At 61.2% G+C, this 21,082-nt stretch carries 19 protein-coding genes, 1 tRNA gene and 1 riboswitch; of the genes, 8 read left to right on the top strand and 12 right to left on the bottom strand.

All coding sequences use genetic code 11. The features are described 5' to 3' along the window. Window positions 1-31 precede the first annotated feature (31 nt). The 3 genes from AB4Z25_RS08125 (at window position 32) to AB4Z25_RS08115 (ending at window position 1,933) form a co-directional block, all read left to right on the top strand. Window positions 32-697, top strand: coding sequence for a S24 family peptidase (locus tag AB4Z25_RS08125; RefSeq protein WP_112387499.1), 666 nt, complete (start codon window positions 32-34; stop codon window positions 695-697). 11 nt (window positions 698-708) lie between these two features. Continuing rightward, complete coding sequence (locus AB4Z25_RS08120) at window positions 709-1,458, top strand: thermonuclease family protein (protein ID WP_112538564.1); 750 nt, start codon at window positions 709-711, stop codon at window positions 1,456-1,458. A gap of 61 nt (window positions 1,459-1,519) precedes the next feature. Next, window positions 1,520-1,933, top strand: a complete 414-nt coding sequence (locus tag AB4Z25_RS08115) for a tellurite resistance TerB family protein (protein WP_112387497.1) — start codon at window positions 1,520-1,522, stop codon at window positions 1,931-1,933. On the opposite strand, the gene AB4Z25_RS08110 is transcribed toward AB4Z25_RS08115, so the two are convergent. Further along, a complete protein-coding gene (locus AB4Z25_RS08110; RefSeq protein WP_442207997.1) occupies window positions 1,930-2,802 on the bottom strand; it encodes a transporter substrate-binding domain-containing protein in 873 nt (290 codons plus the stop codon). The two genes, AB4Z25_RS08115 and AB4Z25_RS08110, sit on opposite strands and share 4 nt — an antisense overlap. 61 nt (window positions 2,803-2,863) lie before the next feature. On the opposite strand from AB4Z25_RS08110, the gene AB4Z25_RS08105 reads away from it, so the two are divergent. Both AB4Z25_RS08105 and AB4Z25_RS08100 read left to right on the top strand, forming a co-directional pair. Further along, a complete protein-coding gene (locus AB4Z25_RS08105) occupies window positions 2,864-4,765 on the top strand; it encodes a glycosyltransferase family 2 protein (RefSeq protein WP_112538562.1) in 1,902 nt (633 codons plus the stop codon). A 271-nt stretch (window positions 4,766-5,036) separates the two neighbouring features. Beyond that, window positions 5,037-7,055: a methyl-accepting chemotaxis protein gene (locus tag AB4Z25_RS08100; RefSeq protein ID WP_112538561.1), complete on the top strand. Its 2,019-nt coding sequence runs from the start codon at window positions 5,037-5,039 to the stop codon at window positions 7,053-7,055. Between the two features lie 68 nt (window positions 7,056-7,123). Here the strand turns inward: AB4Z25_RS08100 and AB4Z25_RS08095 are convergent. Further along, window positions 7,124-7,197: transfer RNA gene (locus tag AB4Z25_RS08095), tRNA-Gly, on the bottom strand. 43 nt (window positions 7,198-7,240) lie between these two features. Next, a complete protein-coding gene (locus AB4Z25_RS08090) occupies window positions 7,241-8,335 on the bottom strand; it encodes a 2'-deoxycytidine 5'-triphosphate deaminase (protein ID WP_162698720.1) in 1,095 nt (364 codons plus the stop codon). A gap of 73 nt (window positions 8,336-8,408) precedes the next feature. After that, window positions 8,409-8,487, top strand: a riboswitch (SAM riboswitch). Window positions 8,488-8,528: 41 nt separating this feature from the next. On the opposite strand from AB4Z25_RS08090, the gene AB4Z25_RS08085 reads away from it, so the two are divergent. Both AB4Z25_RS08085 and apaG read left to right on the top strand, forming a co-directional pair. Next, window positions 8,529-9,713: an O-succinylhomoserine sulfhydrylase gene (locus tag AB4Z25_RS08085; RefSeq protein ID WP_112538500.1), complete on the top strand. Its 1,185-nt coding sequence runs from the start codon at window positions 8,529-8,531 to the stop codon at window positions 9,711-9,713. A gap of 212 nt (window positions 9,714-9,925) precedes the next feature. After that, window positions 9,926-10,318, top strand: a complete 393-nt coding sequence (gene apaG, locus AB4Z25_RS08080; protein ID WP_112385358.1) for a Co2+/Mg2+ efflux protein ApaG — start codon at window positions 9,926-9,928, stop codon at window positions 10,316-10,318. Between the two features lie 3 nt (window positions 10,319-10,321). Here apaG and AB4Z25_RS08075 read toward each other — a convergent pair whose 3' ends face one another. The 3 genes from AB4Z25_RS08075 to AB4Z25_RS08065 all read right to left on the bottom strand — a co-directional run bounded on the left by AB4Z25_RS08075 (window position 10,322) and on the right by AB4Z25_RS08065 (window position 13,565). Then, window positions 10,322-11,314 (bottom strand): Hsp33 family molecular chaperone, encoded by a 993-nt coding sequence (locus tag AB4Z25_RS08075; protein WP_112538499.1) that lies wholly within the window; start codon window positions 11,312-11,314, stop codon window positions 10,322-10,324. Between the two features lie 94 nt (window positions 11,315-11,408). Further along, window positions 11,409-12,326 (bottom strand): ornithine carbamoyltransferase, encoded by a 918-nt coding sequence (gene argF / locus AB4Z25_RS08070; protein WP_112538498.1) that lies wholly within the window; start codon window positions 12,324-12,326, stop codon window positions 11,409-11,411. A 39-nt stretch (window positions 12,327-12,365) separates the two neighbouring features. Continuing rightward, a complete protein-coding gene (locus tag AB4Z25_RS08065) occupies window positions 12,366-13,565 on the bottom strand; it encodes an aspartate aminotransferase family protein (RefSeq protein WP_112538497.1) in 1,200 nt (399 codons plus the stop codon). Between the two features lie 426 nt (window positions 13,566-13,991). On the opposite strand from AB4Z25_RS08065, the gene AB4Z25_RS08060 reads away from it, so the two are divergent. After that, window positions 13,992-14,528, top strand: a complete 537-nt coding sequence (locus tag AB4Z25_RS08060; RefSeq protein ID WP_112385354.1) for a GcrA family cell cycle regulator — start codon at window positions 13,992-13,994, stop codon at window positions 14,526-14,528. Between the two features lie 66 nt (window positions 14,529-14,594). Here AB4Z25_RS08060 and phoB read toward each other — a convergent pair whose 3' ends face one another. From phoB to AB4Z25_RS08030, 6 genes are all read right to left on the bottom strand, one after another. Then, the gene (gene phoB / locus AB4Z25_RS08055; RefSeq protein WP_112385353.1) at window positions 14,595-15,278 is read right to left on the bottom strand and encodes a phosphate regulon transcriptional regulator PhoB; all 684 of its coding nucleotides are present in this window, start codon (window positions 15,276-15,278) and stop codon (window positions 14,595-14,597) included. Between the two features lie 32 nt (window positions 15,279-15,310). Then, the gene (gene phoU / locus AB4Z25_RS08050; RefSeq protein ID WP_112385352.1) at window positions 15,311-16,024 is read right to left on the bottom strand and encodes a phosphate signaling complex protein PhoU; all 714 of its coding nucleotides are present in this window, start codon (window positions 16,022-16,024) and stop codon (window positions 15,311-15,313) included. A gap of 46 nt (window positions 16,025-16,070) precedes the next feature. Then, window positions 16,071-16,886, bottom strand: coding sequence for a phosphate ABC transporter ATP-binding protein PstB (gene pstB / locus AB4Z25_RS08045; protein WP_112385351.1), 816 nt, complete (start codon window positions 16,884-16,886; stop codon window positions 16,071-16,073). 15 nt (window positions 16,887-16,901) lie between these two features. Beyond that, entirely contained in the window at window positions 16,902-18,224 is a 1,323-nt protein-coding gene (pstA, locus tag AB4Z25_RS08040) for a phosphate ABC transporter permease PstA (protein WP_112385350.1), read from the bottom strand. Further along, window positions 18,221-19,702: a phosphate ABC transporter permease subunit PstC gene (gene pstC, locus AB4Z25_RS08035; protein WP_112385349.1), complete on the bottom strand. Its 1,482-nt coding sequence runs from the start codon at window positions 19,700-19,702 to the stop codon at window positions 18,221-18,223. The genes pstA and pstC overlap by 4 nt, the downstream gene beginning before the upstream one ends. 161 nt (window positions 19,703-19,863) lie before the next feature. Then, window positions 19,864-20,898 carry a substrate-binding domain-containing protein gene (locus tag AB4Z25_RS08030; protein ID WP_112385348.1) on the bottom strand — a complete coding sequence of 345 codons (1,035 nt, stop codon included), beginning with the start codon at window positions 20,896-20,898 and terminating at the stop codon, window positions 19,864-19,866. Window positions 20,899-21,082 lie beyond the last annotated feature (184 nt).

Below are 21,082 nucleotides of genomic sequence, written 5' to 3'. Positions count from 1 at the left end.
GAGTAGCGCTCAGCGCTCAGGATCATGCACGATGCTGTCACACGAGCAGATTTGGGGAGCGATCGACAGGCTTGCCGAACGGCACGACCTGACGCCCTCGGGTCTTGCCCGCCGTGCGGGGCTTGACCCCACCTCCTTCAACAAGTCCAAAAGGCTTTCCACTGACGGCAGGATGCGCTGGCCTTCGACCGAATCCATCGCCAAGGTGCTGGATGCGACCGGCGCGACTATGGAGCAGTTCCTGACCTTCATGCGCCCGGCCACCGGCTTTTCCGGCATTCCGGAGGGCGCTTTCCCGGCTCAGGGCAGTTCGATACCGCTTCTCGGCTTCGCGCAGGCGGGTGCAGGCGGCTTTTTCGACGATGGCGGCTTTCCGGCCGGCCAGGGCTGGGACGTAGTGGAATTCCCGGCCGCTCCCTCGCAAAAGGCCGGCGTCTACGCGCTCGAAGTCCAGGGCGACAGCATGATGCCGCTCTACCGGGATGGCGATGTGCTGATCGTCGAACCCGGCGCGCAGGTGCGCCGCAACGATCGCGTTGTCGTCAAGACGCGCGAGGGCGAGGTGATGGCAAAGGTGCTCTTGCGCCAGAGCCCACGATCCATCGAACTGATGTCGCTCAATCCCGAACACCCGAACCGGATATTCGAGCTCTCCGATGTGGATTGGATTGCCCGCATCATCTGGGCCAGCCAATAGGAAAATCTTCCATGCGGCCTGCGGCACTTCTGACAGCTGTTGCGGGGATCGCCATTGTTGCGGGCATGCTGGCAGCCGGGCGGGAGCGGTTTTCCGGGGGTGATGCCGCGGCAATAGAAAGCGAAGCGCGCGCTCCTGCCGTCTCAGAGGCCGCAAGTGCTGCACCGCCGCCTGATCTGAAGCCGCCTACCCCCGAAATCAGCATGAATGCCAGACCTGTTGACAACGGCAGCCAGTTCTATCCGGCAGAGGTCGACGGAAAGCCCTTGGAACGCGTTGCGGCGCCCGAGCCGGGAAAGCCGAAACCCGAACCGAAAAAGGGTGCCGTGCTACCGCGGCCGGTTGCCGAAAGCGCCGGAGTGCTTGCTTTCGGGGACCGGAAGCTTGCGCTTGCCGGTATCGTGCCGACGCCTGATAACAAGAGCTGCAAGGATGGCGATGGCAGCGATTGGCCCTGCGGCATGCTGGCGAAGACGAACTTCCGGCTGTTCCTGCGCCTGCGCTCGGTGACCTGCGATCTCGACGACACCAACTGGAAGGGCACGGCGACGGCCAGCTGCAAGATCGGCACGCAGGATCTTTCGGAATGGCTTGCCGAAAACGGCTGGGCGGAAGCAGCGCCGGGCTCCGCCTTTGCGGCAGTCTCCGAGACGGCCAGGACGGACAAGAAAGGCATCTTCGGCGAAGACCCTCGCAAGGGTGCGCCGATCGCACCGCCAGCCGATCCGCCGCCTGACGACAATCCCCTCGATCCCACCTGACGATCCCTTGTAATGACACAGACCAATTCCTAAACTTCGGGAGAACAGAGGGAATGACCGAATGAACAAGCCGCTTTCCGCCCATGACGCCCTTATCTACGTGATGGTGATGGCCTCCGCCGTCGACAGCACGATGAACGACCGGGAGATGGAGCGTATCGGTCAGCTGATCGGCTTTCTGCCGGTCTTCCGGGATTTCGACGACGACAAGCTGATCCCGATCGCCCGCGATTGTGCTTCGCTGCTTTCCGGCCCCGAGGGCCTCGATGTGGTGCTGGAGACGGTCAAGGATACGCTGCCGGCAAAGCTCTACGACACCGCCTATGCGCTGGCCGTCGAAGTGGCCTCGGCTGATCTTTCGGTCAAGGCCGAGGAATTGCGCCTGCTGAGCATGCTGCGCGACCGGCTGGGTCTCGACAAACTCACCTGCGCCGCCATCGAGCGCAGCGCGATCGCCCGCTTCCGCAAGGGCTAATAGAGACCATTCGGGAAATAACGCAGGTAGATTTCCTGCAGGCGGCCGCTTCGAGACAGGGCCGCCAAGGCATGATCGAGTGCAGCGGTCAGGATCGCATCGTTCCGGCGCAGCATGATCGTCATCCCCTCGCCCAGGAACTGCTCGGACGGATAAGGGCCGTCGAACAGCGAACAGCATTTCGCCGATGCCTGTGACGACACCCAGAAGGAGAGCTGCAGCGCGTCGGCGAAGGCAGCATCTACCTTGCCGTCCTTCAGAGCCGTCAGCAGCGCTTCCTTGTTGTCGAACGGCACCGCCTTGATGGCCGGGAAATAGGCGGCGAGCATCGCTTCATGGACAGTCGACTTGACGACGCCGACCGGCTTGCCTGCCAGTGCCGCTGCCGTATCGCCCTTGATCTCAGCCTTGCCGTTTCGGGCAAAGCGGGCCGGAAGCATCAGATAGGGCCGCGAAAATGTGAACTTGCCGCGCAGATCCGGCGTCACCGCTAGGCCTGCGATAACCGCGTCGCCCTGCGACGCTGCAAGCGCCTCCGCAAGATCGGCGAAGGGCAAGGCCTGGATTTCGCATTTATCCGCAATCTCGAGTTCATTGCAGATGTCGCGTGCCAGATCGACATTAAAACCCGACAGCTTTCCGTTTTGATCGGTAAAGTTGAACGGTGGAAAATCCACGGATGTCAGGAACCGCAGCCGCACCAGCGATGAGAGGTCCGGCTTGGCAAGGCGTTCGCGGGAATCGAAAAGTAGCGGCAGAGAGGGCGAGGCCTGCTGCGCCCCGGCGGCCACAGGAAAAAACACAACCAGCGACAACCAAAAAGTTAACAATCCCTTAAAAGCTAGGGATGCAATTGAGGATTGTGTCATTACTATCCAGCCTCGGATCAGGGGCAGGGTGTCGCCGCTTCGGTGACGGTGTATCAGAGTCATGCGTATCGGGGAATATGCGCCGGGCGGCGCCATCGACCGCCTGCGAACAAATCACAGCCAGAATGACCGGGTCGTCCTTGAGATTGAGGACGATGAGCTTTTCCGCACAGAGGCTCGCGTTCTGCAGGAACTTGGCATCGGGAAACCGATTATCTCCGAGGCTGCCGGACTGGCGCGGCAAAACGGGACGACGATCGAGCAAGAACTGCTGTCCAGCGGCTGGATTCTCGCCGAGAACTATTATGCCGGATTGGCGCGGTTGCTCCGGCTGGAGTTTATCGACCGGCTAAATCCGGAACTCATTCACGACAGCGACGTCCTCGATACGCAGCTTATCGAGACCAAGGTTCTCAAGCTCCAATACCTGCCGCAGCATGCCCATGCGATCGTGCCGCAAGCCCGGCAGATTCCAGCCCTGCAGGCGCGGCTCGCCGCTCGCCCGGATTTGCGTGAGCAGCTGCTGATTACGACCCCGGCAGAGATGCGCAGGGCGATCTGGGAACGTGGCGCCCAGCGACGGGTGAAGCAGAGCGTCAATACGCTTTTCGAGCGCGACCCGGATGTGAGCGCGCGTATTGTGCTGCTTGGAAAGCAGGGCTTCATTGCCGGTGTGGCGGTGACGGCCCTTGCTGCCGGAATTCTGGCGAATGCCAATGTCTTGCTCGTAGCGCATATCTTCGTTTCGCTGTTCTATCTAGCATCGATGCTGATCCGTTTCATGGCACTCAAGAAGCCGGTGCCGCGTTTCAATCTCCGCACAGCGGATGGTGATCCGCTGCCTGTCTATACGGTTATGGTCGGTCTCTACCGTGAGGCGGCGGTCGCCGAGCAGCTGATCATCTGCCTGAAGCGGCTGAATTGGCCGGTCTCGAAACTCGATATCAAGCTTGTCTGCGAGGCTGACGATCGCGAGACGATCGCAGCGCTGAAGGCGCAGGCACTCGGCACGCAATTCGAAATCATAGAGGTTCCGCCTGCCCGGCCGCGAACGAAGCCAAAGGCGCTGAACTATGCGCTCGCTTCTGCACGCGGCGAGCTGCTCGCCGTTTACGATGCCGAAGACCGGCCGCATCCGGACCAGCTGCGCGAGGCCTATGCGACCTTCCGGGCGTCCCCTGATGACGTCGTCTGCCTGCAGGCGCCGCTAATCATCGCCAATGCCCGCGACTCCTGGATATCGGCTGCGTTTGCGCTCGAATATTCGGCGCTCTTCCGCATGCTGCTGCCGATGCTGGCCCTGATGCGCCTACCGATGCCGCTCGGTGGCACCTCAAACCACTTCAAGACCAGCATCCTCAAAGGAACAGGTGGCTGGGATCCGCACAATGTCACCGAGGATGCCGACCTAGGCATGCGGCTTTACCGCAGGGGATATCGCTGCGGCGTGCTGAGCTCTCAGACGCTGGAAGACGCGCCTGTGACTGCCGCGACCTGGCTTCACCAGCGTACCCGCTGGTTCAAGGGCTGGCTGCAGACGTGGCTGGTGTTGATGCGCGATCCCGCGCTGCTTATGCGGGAGATGGGCCCCGCGGGCTTTGCGGTGTTTCAGTTGCTGATCGCCGGAATGCTTTTGTCTGCGCTCGCGCATCCGTGGATGCTGTTCTTCATAAGCGCGGCTTTGCTCGACCTCGCCGAACGAAACAGTGCGAAAGATCTGGTCCACTGGATCCTTCTTGCCGTCGATAGCTGCAATGTCATCGCCAGCTACGTGCTTTTCGTCCTGCTTGGGCGCAAGGCGATGACGCGCTGGGAGCGCCGGGCGCTCAGGATGCGCTGGCTGGCATTGCCGCTTTATTGGCTGATGCTCTCGGCGGCTGCGTGGCGTGCCGTCTGGCAGCTTCGCAGCAATCCGTTTTTCTGGGACAAAACTCCGCACGTGCCCTGCCGGAAACCTGCATAGACCGCCCGGGCCATTTGCCCGCCGCGCATTGCTTGCCATCTTTTCTGTGGTTTGCCCCGCGGCGTTAGGGCAGCATTAAGCAATCTGGATTCTTATCGCCGGCGACGACACCGGCCCCCTCCCGCCGCTTGCATGATGCGCGCTGTCGAGCCTCTCCGAGGTATTTCGGAATGCCGCAAGAACCGCAGCAGATTTTCGCTGAGTTTCACACATTGATTTCAAACGCGCTGCCGCAAGCAACAGGCCGCGCCGAACGCAACGGGCTTTTTCCATGCTCAAACATCTGAAAATCAGGACCAAGATCCTTTCCGTCATCGCGCTTCTCGGCGTGATCACCGTCGCCGGTGTGGGATATATCATCTCTGAATTCCTCCGCGCCGACGCCAATTACAGTGCCTTCATCGATCATGAGGCACTGGCGGCCATGCAGGGCTCGCGCGCAAGCGCCTCGCTGATTTCCTCTGTGCTTCAGACAACTACGCTCTCGAACATGAAGCCCGATACGCCGGCCTTCAAGACGGCTCTGTCGGTGCCCAGCAAGATCCCGCAGGCCCGCGACCGTCTGCAGCAAGCATCCGATCTGGTTCCTGCGCGCAAGAGCGCGATCGATGAGCTCCTGAAGGGTATCGACGAAATCGAAGCCCTGTCGGCGAAAGTCGTCGAAGCTGGAAAATCCGGCGACATGACCAGCGCCCAATTGGCAGCTGTCATGATGACGACAAAGCTGAACGCCCTGACACCGAAAATGACCGCCAACAACGACGCGATGATGTCGATGCTCAACGACGGCGGCGATGCGCTCTCCGTTGCCGTTCGCACGCGGATCAACATCTGCCTCGCCGTCATTGCTGCATCGATCGCCGGTGCGATGGCGTTGGGCTTCTACATCGCCCAGGCAGGTATTGCCGGGCCGATGGTGCAGCTGCGCGAGCGCATGACGATGCTTGCCGAAGGAGAGACCGAACGCGACGTGCCCGGCCTCGACCGCGGCGACGAAGTCGGCCAGATGGCAACGGCACTTGCGGTCTTCCGCGACAACGCCCTCGAGCGCAAGCAGATCGAGGCGCGCGCCGAGAGCGAGCGCAATCTCAGCGATAACGAGCGCCGCCAGCGCGAAGCCGAAAAGATCCGCGAAGCCAACGAACTCGCCCGCACCGTGGACGAATTGGCAAATGGCCTGAAGCGCCTGTCATCAGGCGATCTCGTCGCCCATATCGAGACTCCTTTCCCGGAGCACCTCGAAGGCCTGCGCGCCGATTTCAACAGCTCGGTCAGCAAGCTCAACGGCACGATGAATGCCGTCGGCGCCAATGCCCGCGCAATCGGCGCAGGTGCCAACGAAATCCGCTCCTCGGCCGACGAGCTGTCGCGCCGCACCGAACAGCAAGCGGCTTCCGTCGAACAGACGGCCGCAGCACTCGAGCAGATCACCACAACGGTACGGGATGCCGCCCGCCGTGCCCAGGAAGCCAGTGAGCTGGTGACACGCATGCGCAGCGGCGCCGAAAAATCCGGCGCCATCGTGCAGAAGGCGGTCGGCGCGATGCAGCAGATCGAGCAGTCGTCGGTGGAGATCGGCAACATCATCGGCGTCATCGACGACATCGCCTTCCAGACCAACCTGCTGGCCCTCAATGCAGGTGTCGAGGCGGCGCGTGCCGGGGAAGCTGGCAAGGGCTTTGCGGTCGTTGCCCAGGAAGTCCGTGAACTCGCCCAGCGTTCGGCCAATGCCGCCAAGGAAATCAAGGCGCTGATAACCAATTCCGGCACGCATGTGCAGACCGGCGTGGCGCTTGTTGGCGAAACCGGGAAGGCGCTGGATGCGATCGTCCACGAAGTGCAGGAGATCAACCAGCACGTTCACGCCATCGCTGAGGCCGCGCGCGAGCAATCGACCGGCTTGCAGGAGATCAACACGGCCGTGAACACCATGGACCAGGGCACGCAGCAGAATGCCGCGATGGTCGAGGAAAGCACCGCCGCCAGCCACAGCCTGGCAACCGAAGCGGCATCGCTGAACAACCTTCTTTCAGAGTTCAGGCTGACCGGAACTGGTGGCTTTGCCGCCGCGGCACCCGCCTCCAATTCCGCTCCGCGCCCTGCCGCAGCACCTCGCCCGGCGCAGGCCCGCACAGCCACCCCGCGTCCGGCCTCGATCCGCGTTGCCAACGAAGGAACCGCAAGGCCCGCCGCATCACCGGCGCGCGCACTCGGCCAGAAACTCGCCAGCGCCTTCGGCAAAAGCAGCCCTGCGGCGGAAAGCAAAGAAGCCGACTGGACGGAGTTCTGAGCGACCGGACATCGAAGCGCCAAATGAGCGGCTCCGGCCGCTCATTTCATTTTAAGTGCAGGGAAAACTGGAGCGGGTGAAGGGAATCGAACCCTCGTATTCAGCTTGGGAAGCTGCTGCTCTACCATTGAGCTACACCCGCATGCCCGAAGCCTTCCAACAGATGGGAGGCGGTGTCAAGGCTGTCAGATGCGGAAGTGTTTCGAGAGCTTGAGGCCTTGGGCCTGGTAGTTGGAGCCGAGGCCGGAGCCGTAGAGGCTTTCGGGTTTTTCCAGCATGTGCTCGTAGATCAGGCGACCGACGATCTGGCCGTCTTCGAGGATGAAGGGGACCTCGTGGCTGCGGACTTCGAGAACGGCGCGGCTGCCGCGACCGCCCGCCGGTGCGTGGCCGAAGCCCGGGTCGAAGAAGCCGGCATAGTGGACTCGGAATTCGCCGACCAGGGGATCGAAGGGCGTCATCTCGGCGGCGTAATGCGGCGGGACATGCACGGCTTCGCGCGAGACGAGGATATAGAACTCGTCCGGGTCGAGGATCAGCTCGTTGCGGCCGCGGCTATAGAGCGGCTCCCAGAAATCGAAGATGTCGTGCTGGGCTTTCTTGTCGACGTCGACGACGGCAGTGTGGTGCTTGCCGCGGTAGCCGATCAGGCCTTCCTTGTCGCCGGCGAGATCGATCGACAGCGCGATGCCGCCGCCTGAGACGTTCGGCTTGGCGCTCGCGACCAGCGTCTCGCTGTCATGCAGCGCCTGAAGGTCCGGTTCGCCGAGAATGGAATGGCCGACGCGGAAGCGGATCTGCGACAGGCGCGAGCCGCGGCGCACGACGATCGGGAAGGTGCGCGGCGAGATTTCGAGATAGAGCGGGCCGGAATAACCGGCCGGAATCTTGTCGAATTCCTGCGCGTAGTCGGTGATGACGCGGGTGAAGATATCGAGGCGGCCGGTGGAGCTCTTCGGATTGGCGGAGGCCGACATGCCCGCCGGCAGATCCACACGCTCCATCAAGGGAACGATATAGACGCAGCCGGTTTCGAGAACAGCCCCTTCGGAGAGGTCGATGACATGCAGGCTCAGGCGATCGAGCTTGTCCGACACCAGATGCGAAGGGCCAGGCATGAAGCTGGCGCGCACCCGGAACGCCTTGGCGCCGAGGCGCAAGTCGAGGCTTGCCGGCTGGATCTGGTCACGGTCAAGTTCCCGTTCGGAGATCAGGCGGCCGGTCTCAAACAACGCAGCAATGGCACGGTCGGCCAGAATTCCAGTTTCGCGAGCCATCATGCTCCATCCATAGTTCGTGGCCGACAAAACCAAATACGGGGAATTGACGCAAGCAGCTAACGGCAGTATTGCAGCTTTATCCCGTGGTGATTTGGCCGGTCGGCTTGCAGCCACGTTAAATAAGTGGCTAAAAAGACCGGGTATGAAACCGGTCTGCTTTTGCGGCCGGTTTTTTTGTTTTTGAGGTGATGGCATGAGCAAGTCCTGGCGCCCTGCAACCCAACTCGTTCACGGAGGCACTCTGCGCTCGCAATATGGCGAGATGTCGGAGGCAATCTACCTGACGCAAGGTTTCGTCTACGACACGTCGGAGGCGGCCGAGGCCCGTTTCAAGGGCGAGACCGAAGGCTTCATCTACGCCCGCTACGGCAGTCCCACCAACGACATGTTCGAGAAGCGCATGTGCGCACTCGAGGGTGCGGAAGATGCACGCGCCACGGCCTCCGGCATGGCCGCCGTCACAGCTGCAATCCTCTGCCAGCTGAAGGCTGGCGATCATATCGTTGCGGCCCGCGCCCTCTTCGGCTCCTGCCGCTGGGTGGTCGAGACGCTGGCGCCGAAATACGGCATCGAATGCACGCTCGTTGATGGGCGCCATCTGGAGAATTGGGAAAAGGCGATCACGCCGAAGACCAAGGTGTTCTTTCTGGAAAGCCCGACCAACCCGACGCTCGAAATCGTGGATATCGCCGGCGTTGCCAAGCTCGCCAACCAGGTCGGCGCCAAGGTCGTGGTCGACAACGTCTTTGCGACGCCGCTCTTCCAGAAGCCTCTGGAGCTCGGCGCTCACATCGTCATCTATTCGGCGACCAAGCATATCGACGGCCAGGGCCGCTGCCTCGGCGGCGTCGTGCTGTCCGACAAGGCGTGGATCGACGAGCACCTGCACGACTACTTCCGCCACACCGGCCCGGCCATGTCGCCGTTCAATGCATGGACGCTCCTGAAGGGCATCGAGACGCTGCCGCTGCGCGTGGCTCAGCAGACCAGGAATGCCGCAAAGATTGCCGATTTCCTGGCCGAGCAGAAGCAGGTTGCCCGCGTCATTTATCCTGGCCGCAAGGACCATCCGCAGGCCGATATCATCGCCAAGCAGATGACCGGCGGCTCGACGCTGGTCTGCTTCGAGCTGAAGGGCGGCAAGGAAGCGGCCTTCAAGCTGCAGAACGCGCTCGACGTGGTAACGATCTCGAACAATCTCGGCGATACGCGCAGCCTGATCACGCATCCGGCGACGACAACGCACAAGAACCTCTCGGATGAGGCGCGTGCCGAACTCGGCATTTCGGCCGGCACCGTGCGTCTTTCGGCAGGCATCGAAGATACCGACGATCTGCTGGAAGATTTCGCCCAGGCTCTGTCGAAGATCCCGGCTTAAGCAGCAAGCCGCCGGACTTGCCGGTCCGGCGGCCCGCCCCACCTAAAGCTTCAGTCAGCTCTGCTTTATTAGAGTCATTAACTTTGAATGTTAGGATTAACAATCAAAACGGCGTGCAATCGCCTGTATTTGGCTGATGATACGGTGGCATTTCTTGACGGAGCCAATGCCGTATAAGATACGAGTAAGATATCCCGACTAAGGTGTAAGGCATGTACCGGGCCCTCACACGCGATATAGAAGTTGTTGTCGAGCCGTTTTATCTGGAGGAGCAATCCGATCCGGACGACGATCGCTATGTCTGGGGATACCGCATCGTCATCAGCAACAATTCCGGCCTGTCGGTCAAACTCGTCAACCGTTACTGGAACATAACGGACCAGAACGGCGTGGTCGACGAGGTGACGGGACCTGGAGTCGTCGGCGAGCAGCCACGGCTGGAGCCCGGCGATACCTATGAATATTCGTCCGGCTGCCCGCTCGATACGCCATCGGGGCTGATGTTCGGCCATTACCAGATGGAAACGGACGAAGGCGAGCTCTTCGATGTCGAGATACCCGCCTTCTCCCTGGATTCACCCGGCCTTCTCAGAGTGCTGAACTGACCGTCATTCGGCCGGCTGCAGCTCTGCCGGCTCGAAACGATAGGTGGTCGAGCAGAATTCACAGGTGACGGCGATCTCGCCGTTCTCCTGGCTGGCCTCGATCTCCTCCGCCGAAAAGCCCTTCAGAACGCCGCCGATCTTTTCACGCGAACAGCTGCAGCGATCGTAGACCTGCTTGGCCTCGAAAACCCGGACGCCACGCTCATGGAACAGGCGATAGAGCAGCCGCTCGGTTCCGACCAGCGGATCCGTCAGCTCATCGGCATCGATGGTCTCGACCATGGCGCGGGCTTCTGCCCAGGCATCGTCTTCCTTGAGACCCATTGCGAGTTCGTCGCCGTCCCCGCCATGCAGGTCCGGCTGGCGCATGCGCTCGGGCGCTTCCGGCAGGAACTGGGCGACAAGCCCCCCTGCCCGCCAGCGATGCCGCGGCTTGCCGCTGCTGTCGCGGTCGAGAAGTTCGGCAGCCGCCAGACGGACGCGCGTCGGGATCTGCTCCGACTGCCGGAAATAGACACCGGCGATATCCTCGAGCGAGGTACCGTCGAGTTCGACGATGCCCTGATAGGGCTGGCTGAACTTGCCTTGATCGATGGTGAAGGCCAGCACGCCCTTGCCGAGCAGCTGCTCGGGTTCGGTCTGCCCGGCGGCGATCGCCTGATCGAGCAGCGCCTGATCGAAACGCGCATAGGCGCGCACGTTCTCCGGTGTCGCAAAATCGGCGACAAGCAGGTCGACAGGGCCATCGCCCTTGGTCTGTACCGTGAACTTGCCTTCGAATTTCAGCGACGTGCCGAGCAGAACCGTCAGGACCACGACTTCGGCCAGAAGCCGGGCGACGGGTGCGGGATAGTGGTGGCGCTCAAGGATGGCGTCGAGCATCGGGCCGAGCTGGACGGCGCGGCCACGCACATCCAGGCCTTCGACCTGAAAGGGGACGACGTGATCATCGCCGGCGAAATGAAGCTCGTTGAGAGCGGCGGCTGTGTCTGCCATGGTCTTACTCCTAGTCGTCAGAGCGGCAGACCAAGCTGTCTTCCCGCTCGCGCGGCCACCAGGCCATCAGGCCGGATGTGGCGTCCAATATGGTTCAGATCGCGCCCAGGCACCATGCAAGAATCGACTTCTGCGCATGAAGACGGTTTTCCGCTTCATCGAAGACCACGGATTGCGGGCCATCGATCACATCGTCCGTCACTTCCTCACCACGATGGGCGGGCAGGCAATGCATGAACAATGCATCCTTGCCTGCTTTCGCCATCAAAGCCTGATTGACCTGATAAGGCTGGAAGACGTTGTGACCGCGAGCCCGATGTTCCTGATTCATGGAGACCCAGGTATCGGTTACCACGCAATCGGCGCCTTCGACCGCACGGTCGGCATCATGGCTGAGCATGATTTCGGCGCCCTCATTGCGGGCCCAGTTCAGATAGTGATCCTTCGGCTCGGAACCAAGGGGGACAGCCATGTTCATGCGGTAGCCGAAACGGGCAGCTCCTTCGACCAGCGAATGCAGCACGTTGTTGCCGTCGCCGGTCCAAGCGATCGTCTTGCCCTTGACCGGGCCGCGATGCTCTTCGAAGGTCATGATGTCGGCCATGATCTGGCAGGGATGCGTATCATCCGTCAGCGCATTGATCACCGGTACCGTTGCGTGTTCGGCAAGCTCCAGCATGCGGTGATGCTCGGTGGTGCGGATCATGATCGCGTCGACATAGCGCGACAGAACCTTGGCCGTGTCGCCGATCGTCTCGGCGCGGCCGAGCTGCATTTCGGTGCCCGAGAGGAACAGCGTCTCGCCGCCCAGCTGGCGCATGCCGACATCGAAGGAGACGCGCGTCCGGGTGGAGGGCTTTTCGAAGATCATCGCCAGCATTTTGCCGGCCAGCGGCTTGTCGCCCTTGCCTGATTTGAACGCCTGCTTGCGCAGCATCGCGTCGTCCATGATGACGCGCAGATCGGCAGAGCTCATCGCCGAAAGATCGAGGAAGTGTTTGGGGGAAGCCATGTCGTCCTTACCTGTTTGCCCCGGAAGGCATCTATCCGTTCAAGCCGTCTTCTTGGCCTTCGATGCGCGAATGCTTTCGGCAGCCTGCTCAATGCGGGCAAGACCCTCGCGGGCCTCCTCGGCAGTGACGACCAAAGGCGGCAGCAGGCGCACAACGTTGTCGCCGGCGGGCACGCCAAGCAGGTGCGCACCGCGGATGGCAGCCAGAAGTTCGGTCGAGGGAACGGCGGCCTTGATACCAAGCAGCAGACCCTCGCCGCGGATATCCTCGATCACGTCGGGATAGCGGTCCTTGAGCGATGCCAGGCCTTGGCGGAAGATCAGAGCGACGTCGCGAACGTGCTGCAGGAAGCCTTCAGCAAGGACGATGTCGAGCACGGCGCCGCCGACAGCCATGGCGAGCGGGTTGCCGCCATAGGTCGAGCCGTGGGTACCGGCCTTCATGCCGGACGCAGCTTCCGCCGTTGCCAGGCAGGCGCCGAGCGGGAAGCCGCCACCGATGCCCTTGGCGACAGCCATGATATCAGGGGTCACGCCGGACCACTCACAGGCAAAGAACTTACCGGTACGGCCGACGCCGGTCTGGACCTCGTCGAGAATGAGCAGCAGGCCCTTCTCGTCGCAGAGCGCGCGCAGCGCCTTCATGAACTCGGTGGTCACCGGGCGAATGCCACCCTCGCCCTGAACCGGCTCGATAAGAATGCCTGCGGTCGCATCAGTGATTGCGGCGCGGACGGCGTCGATATCACCGAAGGGCACCTGGTCGAAACCCGGCGCCTTGGGGCCGAAGCCTTCCAGATACTTCTCCTGCCCGCCGGCAGCGATCGTTGCCAGCGTCCGGCCGTGGAAGGCGCCTTCGAACGTGATGATATGGAAGCGCTCGGGATGGCCCTTCGAATACTGGTAGCGGCGTGCGGTCTTGATCGCGCATTCCAGGGCTTCCGCGCCGGAATTGGTGAAGAACACCTTGTCGGCGAAAGTCGCCTCCGTCAGCCGCCTGGCGAGCTTTTCCTGCCCGGGGATTTCATAGATGTTGGACAGGTGCCAGACCTTGTCGGCCTGTGCCTTCAGGGTATCCACGACATGCGGATTGCTGTGGCCGACCGAGGTCACCGCGACGCCGGCACCGAAATCCAGATATCGCTCGCCAGTTTCGGTAATCAGCCACACGCCCTCACCTCGCTCGAACCGCAATGGGGCACGAGAATAGGTATCATATAGCGGCGCGGCTTCAGCCATGGCGCGGTCTCCTGTCAGCGTTACGGGCAACCGGACTCCGGCTAAAAAACCAGGTCCGAAAAATTAAAAATGCCGCCTTTCGGCGGCGACTGGCACTATTTACTTTTCGCACTGCAATGTCAACAAAACTGCGGCTTTCGTGGCTTCTGAGAGACGCTCAAGCAATGTCGCGTTTTATCAACAGCTAATGTTGCAGAAATGACTCTCAGGGGAAGCAAGTTGGGGAAAACCCCGAATTCGATTCATCCGGATTCCTGCGACTCTTGTCACGGAGTCAGCCTCACACTAGGTTAAAACTCAATTACTAGACTGCATGCGGCGGAACTAGTCACCAAAATTAGTCAAGCGTTTCTTGTGCCGGATTCGTTCGGGGCAAACAGTGAGGGATTCTGCCTTCGCAACGCTTAAACGGCGGAGACACAGGGCATGAACTGGACAGACGAGCGGGTCGAGAAACTCAAGAAACTGTGGTCCGAAGGGCTGAGCGCGAGCCAGATCGCTGCCCAGCTTGGCGGCGTCAGCCGTAACGCCGTTATCGGCAAGGTTCACCGTCTGGCGCTGCCGGGCCGTGCGAAGGCCGGCGGCAACGCCACGGCTGCCCGCGCTCCCAAGCGTACGGCGGCAGCACCCCGCGCCCCAACCTACGCATCGCGTCTGGCGACGACCCGTACGGTCACCCGCCAGCAGGGCGCGACGATGCTGAAGGAAGAGATCGAAATCGACGTCATGGAGGAGATGGAATACCGTCCCGCCAAGAATGTGATCGTCCCGATCTCCCGCCGCCTCGGCCTGACGGAACTCACCGAGCGCACCTGCAAGTGGCCGGTCGGCGATCCCTTGAAGGACGATTTTCACTTCTGCGGCTGCGAAAGCCCGGATTCTTCGCCTTACTGCACCTACCACCAGCGCCTGGCCTACCAACCGGTCAACGAGCGCCGTAGGGCAGCAGCCCGGGCAAACTGAGCCGGGTAAGCACAAACGAAAAACGGGCCTTACGGCCCGTTTTTTTGTGTCTCAATTCCGAAAGCTTCAAGCTTCCATCGAATATCCAGCGCCGCGAACGGTGCGGATGACATCCTGCATATTGGAGAAGTTCAGCGCCTTGCGCAGACGGCCGACATGGACGTCGACAGTGCGCTCGTCGACATAGATGTCGTGACCCCAGACGCCATCCAGAAGCTGCGAGCGCGAGAAGACGCGGCCGGGAGAGGCCATCAGGAATTCCAGCAGGCGAAACTCGGTCGGTCCGAGACGGACTTCGCGGGTCTTGCGATGAACGCGGTGCGTCTCTCGGTCGAGTTCGATATCGCCGCATTTCAGCACGGTCGAGAGAACTTCAGGCTTTGCGCGGCGCAGCATCGCCTTGACGCGAGCGACGAGCTCGGGCGTCGAGAACGGCTTGACGACATAGTCGTCGGCACCGGTCGAGAGGCCACGAACGCGTTCGCTTTCCTCGCCGCGCGCCGTCAGCATGATGATCGGCAGGCGCTCGGTCTCCGGGCGCATGCGCAGCCGACGGCAAAGCTCGATGCCTGATACGCCAGGCAGCATCCAATCAAGGATAAGAAGGTCCGGCGTCCGCTCCTGAAGGCGGATTTCCGCCTCATCGCCGCGCAGGATGGTGTCGACCTCGAAACCTTCGGCTTCGAGATTGTAACGAAGAAGCACGCTCAGTGCTTCTTCGTCTTCAACGACTGCAACTCTCGGGATCATTCTGTTCTGTCTCCTGAGGCCCGGTCCGGATATTATTCCGTGACCGCGCCGACGGTGTTGGCGGTGTCGTCCTTCGGACGCTCGCCCTCCGGCTGGGCGCCGGTCGCCATGTAGTAGATGGTTTCTGCGATGTTGGTGGCGTGGTCGCCGATGCGTTCGATGTTCTTGGCACAGAACAAGAGATGCGTGCAGCTGGTGATGTTGCGCGGATCTTCCATCATGTAGGTCAGGAGCTCGCGGAACAGCGAGGTGTACATCGCGTCGATTTCCTCGTCGCGCTCACGGATCGACTTCGCCTTGTCGGCAGCGCGCGTCGTGTAGACGTCGAGCACTTCCTTGAGCTGGACGAGCGCCAGTTCGGAGAGATGCTCCAGGCCGCGGCCGAGCTTGCGCGGAACGCCGGTGCTCTGCACGGCGATAACGCGCTTGGCGGTGTTCTTGCCAAGATCGCCGACGCGCTCGAGGTCGGCGGCGATGCGGATCGACCCCATGATCTCGCGCAGGTCCGACGCCATCGGCTGGCGGCGGGCGATGGTGACGATCGCCTTGTCGTTGATCTCGCGCTCGGCGTGATCAAGGATCACGTCGTCGGAGATGACCTTCTGCGCCAGGGCGCCATCGCCGTTGACCAGCGCGCGCACAGCGTCGGAGACCATCTGTTCCGCCAGACCGCCCATTTCGGAGATGCGGCGGGTCAGGAACTTCAGATCTTCGTCATATGCAGAAAAGATATGTGTCGATGCCATGGGAAATGTCCTTGAGTGTCTCTATCGGAAGTCGTGACGCCAAAGATCAGCCGAAGCGGCCCATGATGTAGTCCTGGGTGCGCGGATCGTCCGGATTGGTGAACATCTTGTCGGTATCGTTCTCCTCGACGAGGTTGCCGAGGTGGAACATGGCGGTGCGCTGAGAGACGCGGGCCGCCTGCTGCATGGAGTGCGTCACGATGACGATCGTGTAGCTTTCGCGCAGCTCGTGGATCAACTCCTCGACCTTTGCTGTAGCGATCGGGTCGAGCGCAGAGCAGGGTTCGTCCATGAGGATGACCTCAGGCGAGACCGCGACGGCACGGGCGATGCAGAGACGCTGCTGCTGACCGCCGGAGAGGCCGGTGCCGGATTCATGCACACGGTCCTTGACCTCGTTCCAGAGGCCGGCACGCTGCAGGCTGGTCTCGACGATCTGGTCCATGTCGGCTTTCGACTTGGCGAGACCGTGGATGCGCGGGCCGTAGGCGACGTTTTCATAGATCGTCTTCGGGAACGGGTTCGGCTTCTGGAACACCATGCCGACGCGGGCGCGAAGTTCGACGACGTCGATATCCGGATCGTAGATATCATCGCCATCGAGCGTGATCTTGCCGGTGACGCGGCAATTATCGATCGTGTCGTTCATACGGTTCAGGCTGCGCAGGAAGGTGGACTTGCCGCAGCCGGACGGACCGATGAGCGCAGTCACAGTGTTTTCGCGGATGTTCAGCTTGACGTCGAAAAGAGCACGTTTCTCGCCATAATAGACCGAAACGTCCTGGCCGATCATCTTGTAAGGGATGCTGTTCATCTTCTGGTCCAGAGCCTTCTCAACTGCTGCTTCTGTCAACATGTTCATGGGTTTCTACTCCGTTTACCAGCGGCGCTCAAAGCGACGGCGCAAGAGGATGGCTCCGATGTTCATGACGATCAGGAACAGGAGCAGGACGATGATGGCACCCGAGGTACGCTCCACGAAGGCGCGTTCGGCTTCGTTGGCCCACATGTAAACCTGGACCGGAAGTGCCGTGGACGGATCGAGCGGCGTGGTCGGCGCATTGGCGACGAAGGCGACCATGCCGATCAGCAGCAGAGGCGCGGTTTCGCCGAGAGCATGCGCCAGGCCGATGATGGTGCCGGTCAGGATGCCCGGCATGGCAAGCGGCAGCACGTGGTGGAACACCATCTGCATCTTCGATGCGCCGAGACCGAGAGCGGCCGAGCGGATCGACGGCGGTACGGCACGCAACGCAGCGCGGGTAGCGATGATGATGGTCGGCAGGGTCATCAACGTCAACACCAGGCCACCGACCAGCGAAGCAGAACGCGGCAGGCCCATGAAGTTGATGAAGACGGAGAGGCCGAGCAGACCATAGACGATCGACGGAACAGCAGCGAGGTTGTTGATATTGACCTCGATGAGATCGGTCAGCTTGTTCTTCGGCGCAAACTCCTCGAGATAGATCGAGGCGGCGACACCGATCGGCAAAGCAAGAACCAGAACGATCAGCATCAGGTAGAGCGAGCCGATGAGCGCAACGCCCAGACCTGCTGCTTCCGGACGGCTGGAATTGCCATTGACGAACAGGCCTGTGTTGAACTGCTTGAAGAGAGCACCGCTCGCCTTAAGCTCGTTCATCCAGCCGACCTGCTTGTCGTTCACCTTGCGGTTCTTCTCATCGACAGAGAGATCGATCTGGCCTTTGCTGGCGCTATCGATATTGGCGTCGGCAAGCACCGTGACATTGACCGTCTTGCCGATGATCGACGGGTCGGAAACAACCATGTCGCGCAGCTGGATCGGAGCGCCCTTGGAGAGCATGGCCGAAGCATCGCGGACGTCAGGACGGCTCGAGGCGTTGACATTCAGCTGCTTGACGATGGCGTCACGCAGCAACGCGCCGTAGTTGGCAGAGACGAGGACCGACGGATCGGTCGCACGCTTGTTGCTCGGGTCAATGGTCTTTTCGGTGAATTCCACCGGAAGCGTGATCGCCGTCTGCTGGAAGGCGGTATAGCCCTGGCGGATGACCGTCGAGAGCAGGATCGCCAGGAAGATCAGGCCAAAAGATATGGCAGCGATGCCATAGGCCTGGAAGCGGCGTTCTGCGGCATAGCGGCGCTTGATGCCGATGTCGCGGCGTGCCGGAGCCTTGGAGACAGTGATGCCTGCAACGGGAGAAACAATATTCGTCATTCGTACTGCTCCCGGTATTTGCGCACGATGTAGAGCGCGTAGATATTGAGGCAAAGCGTGATGAAGAAGAGCGTAATGCCGAGCGCGAAGGCAACCAGCGTCTGCGGCGAGGTGAACTCGAGGTCACCCGTCAGCTGATTGACGATCTTGACCGTGACCGTCGTCATCGGCTCGAACGGATTGATCTGGATGCGGGCGGCAACACCGGCCGCAAGCACAACGATCATCGTTTCGCCGATGGCGCGCGATGCGGTCATCAGCAGCGCACCGACGATACCCGGAAGAGCGGCCGGTAGCACGACCTTCTTGATGGTTTCGGAGCGCGTTGCGCCGAGGCCGAGCGAACCGTCACGCAGCGCACGCGGTACGGCGGTGATGATATCGTCGGACAGCGAGGACACGTAAGGGATCAGCATGATGCCCATGACGATACCGGCGGTCAGAACGCTCTGTGCCTGTATGAAGTTCGTGTAGTCGCCTGTCAGAAGACCGCTGACCTGCGACGACAGATCGCGCAGGAACGGGCCAACGGTGACGAGCGCGAAGAAGCCGTAGACGATGGTCGGGATACCGGCCAGAACTTCGAGCAGCGGCTTGGCAAGCGAACGAATTTTCGGCGAAGCGTATTCGGCCATGTAGATGGCTGCGAAGAGGCCGACCGGTACGGCGACCAGCATGGCGACGGCGCCAATATAGAGCGTGCCGAGCAACAGCGGGATCAGGCCGAACTGACCGAAGGACGAGCTGCCGGCACCCGCGAAGCGCGGATCCCAGACGGTGCCGAAGAAGAAGTCCGCGGCGGGGACGCTGGCGAAGAAGCGAATGGCTTCCGACAGCATCGACAGAACGATGCCGATGGTCGTCAGAATGGCGATCGACGAAGACAGCAACAGGCCCCAGAGCATGACGCGCTCGACGCGGTTGCGGGCCCTGAAGCGTGGCTTGACGCCGCGCAGGGCGTAAAGCGCGCCGCCGACAGCAAGTACGAGGACGATCGCGCTCATGATCAGACGGCTGGAGGCGCTTTCGGCATTCAGCAGCTTGGCGGCATCGAGCATGTAGGGCTGCGGCTCACCGGCGAGCGGGACGCCCTTCTCGTTGAGCTTTGCCTGAACCGCCTTGGTGTCGGAACCGACTGCCGTGACTTCTTCGGATGTGAGCAGGTTCAGGCCGCGGCCGACGGTCGCGACCATGCTGTAGCTCAGATCCTGCTCGGCAGTGGTCTTCGCCTTCACATCGTCGGGAAAAGATTTGCGGACGGTGGATTCGATGATGCCTGGGCTGGCGGCAAGCCAGACACAGAGAACGATCAGGGCCGGAAGGATGGCCCAGATGGCGGCATAAGCGCCGTAATAACCCGGCCGCGAATGCAGCACGGAAGACTTGCCCCCGGCAAGTGCCGTGGCCCGGCTGCGGGCGGCCACATAGGCCAGCGCGCCAAGCACCACGAGACACAAGAGTATAATGGATGTGCTCATTCTTTACGTCCCCAGGCGCTCGGCCCCAAAAGCACAGGCTGCGACATCGCCGCCGGCTTCCCAATCATGGAGAAACTCGAAACCTTGCGCCTGACCGGGCAAGGGTACCTCAGTCGAAAGACCGGCGCGGCACCCCCCAAGGCACCGCGCCGGCTCATTGATTACATCGTCTTTTCAGCTTCTACGGCCTTGCGGATCTCTTCGCGCTCGGCGTCCGGAGCAGCAACGAGGCCGTATTCAACGAGCGGGCTGTCAGGGCCGATCATCTGGTCGGATACGAAGAAGTTGACGTATTCCTTCAGGCCCGGAACGGCGCCGAGATGTGCCTTCTTGACGTAGAAGAACAGCGGGCGGGAAACCGGGTAGGTGCCGTCAGCGATGGTTTCTGTCGACGGAACGATGCCGCTCATCGAAGCAACCTTGAGCTTGTCAGCGTTGTTTTCGTAGAAGGAGAGGCCGAAGACGCCAACGCCGGTCTTGTTGGCAGCGATGCGTGCCAGCGTTTCCGGATAGTCGCCGTCGATATCGACTGCAGCGCCGTCCTTACGGACTGCGACGCAAGCCTTCTGCTGAGCGGCCTTGTCGGTGATTTCCTTGGCGATGACGTCGAGTGCGCCCGAAGCCTTGCAGCCGGCGGCCAGAACGTTCAGTTCGAAGACTTCGCGGGTGCCGTGCTTTTCGCCCGGGATGTAGGCAGCGATATCAACAGCCGGGAGCTTCGGATTGACTTCCGACCACTTCTTGTAAGGGTTGGCAACGAGCTTGCCGTCAACGACGACCTGAGCGGCCAGAGCCTTGTAGAGATCTTCCGGAACGTAAGCGACGTCAGGGTTGGACGAGTCGGTTGCGAAGACGATACCGTCATAACCGATCTTCACTTCCTGGATGTCAGTGACGCCGGCGGTCTTGCAGGCTTCCAGTTCGTTCTTGTTGATCGGACGCGAAGCGTTTGCAACGTCGATGGTGTCTTCGCCGACGCCCTTGCAGAATTCCTTGAGGCCAGCGCCCGTGCCGCCGGATTCAACGACCGGCGTCTTGAAGTTGGTGAAGGTTTCGCCGAAGGATTCAGCGACGATCTTTGCGTAAGGCAGAACGGTGGACGAGCCGGCAACCTGGATCTGGTCGCGAGCGGCTGCAGCGCCTGCAAAAGCAACGGTTGCGGCGAGAGCGGCAACGGTAAGTTTAAGCGTGTTCATCAAAAAATCTCCCGGCATTGGGCTTTGTGTGGGCAGGCCCCCCAGGGCCCTCGCATTGCCTTTTTTCATCGGCAGCCACTCTTTAGCCCCTGATGCACAGAGCTTTTATGTCACTTTGGTGAAACATTTGTGACAGGTTAAATTATTGAAATGTAATAATAAAATTTTCGATATTATGGATGTG

This window comes from Rhizobium sp. RAF36 (genome assembly GCF_052114105.1).
Lineage (GTDB): Bacteria > Pseudomonadota > Alphaproteobacteria > Rhizobiales > Rhizobiaceae > Rhizobium.
This window is presented reverse-complemented; position numbering and strand designations above follow the sequence as displayed.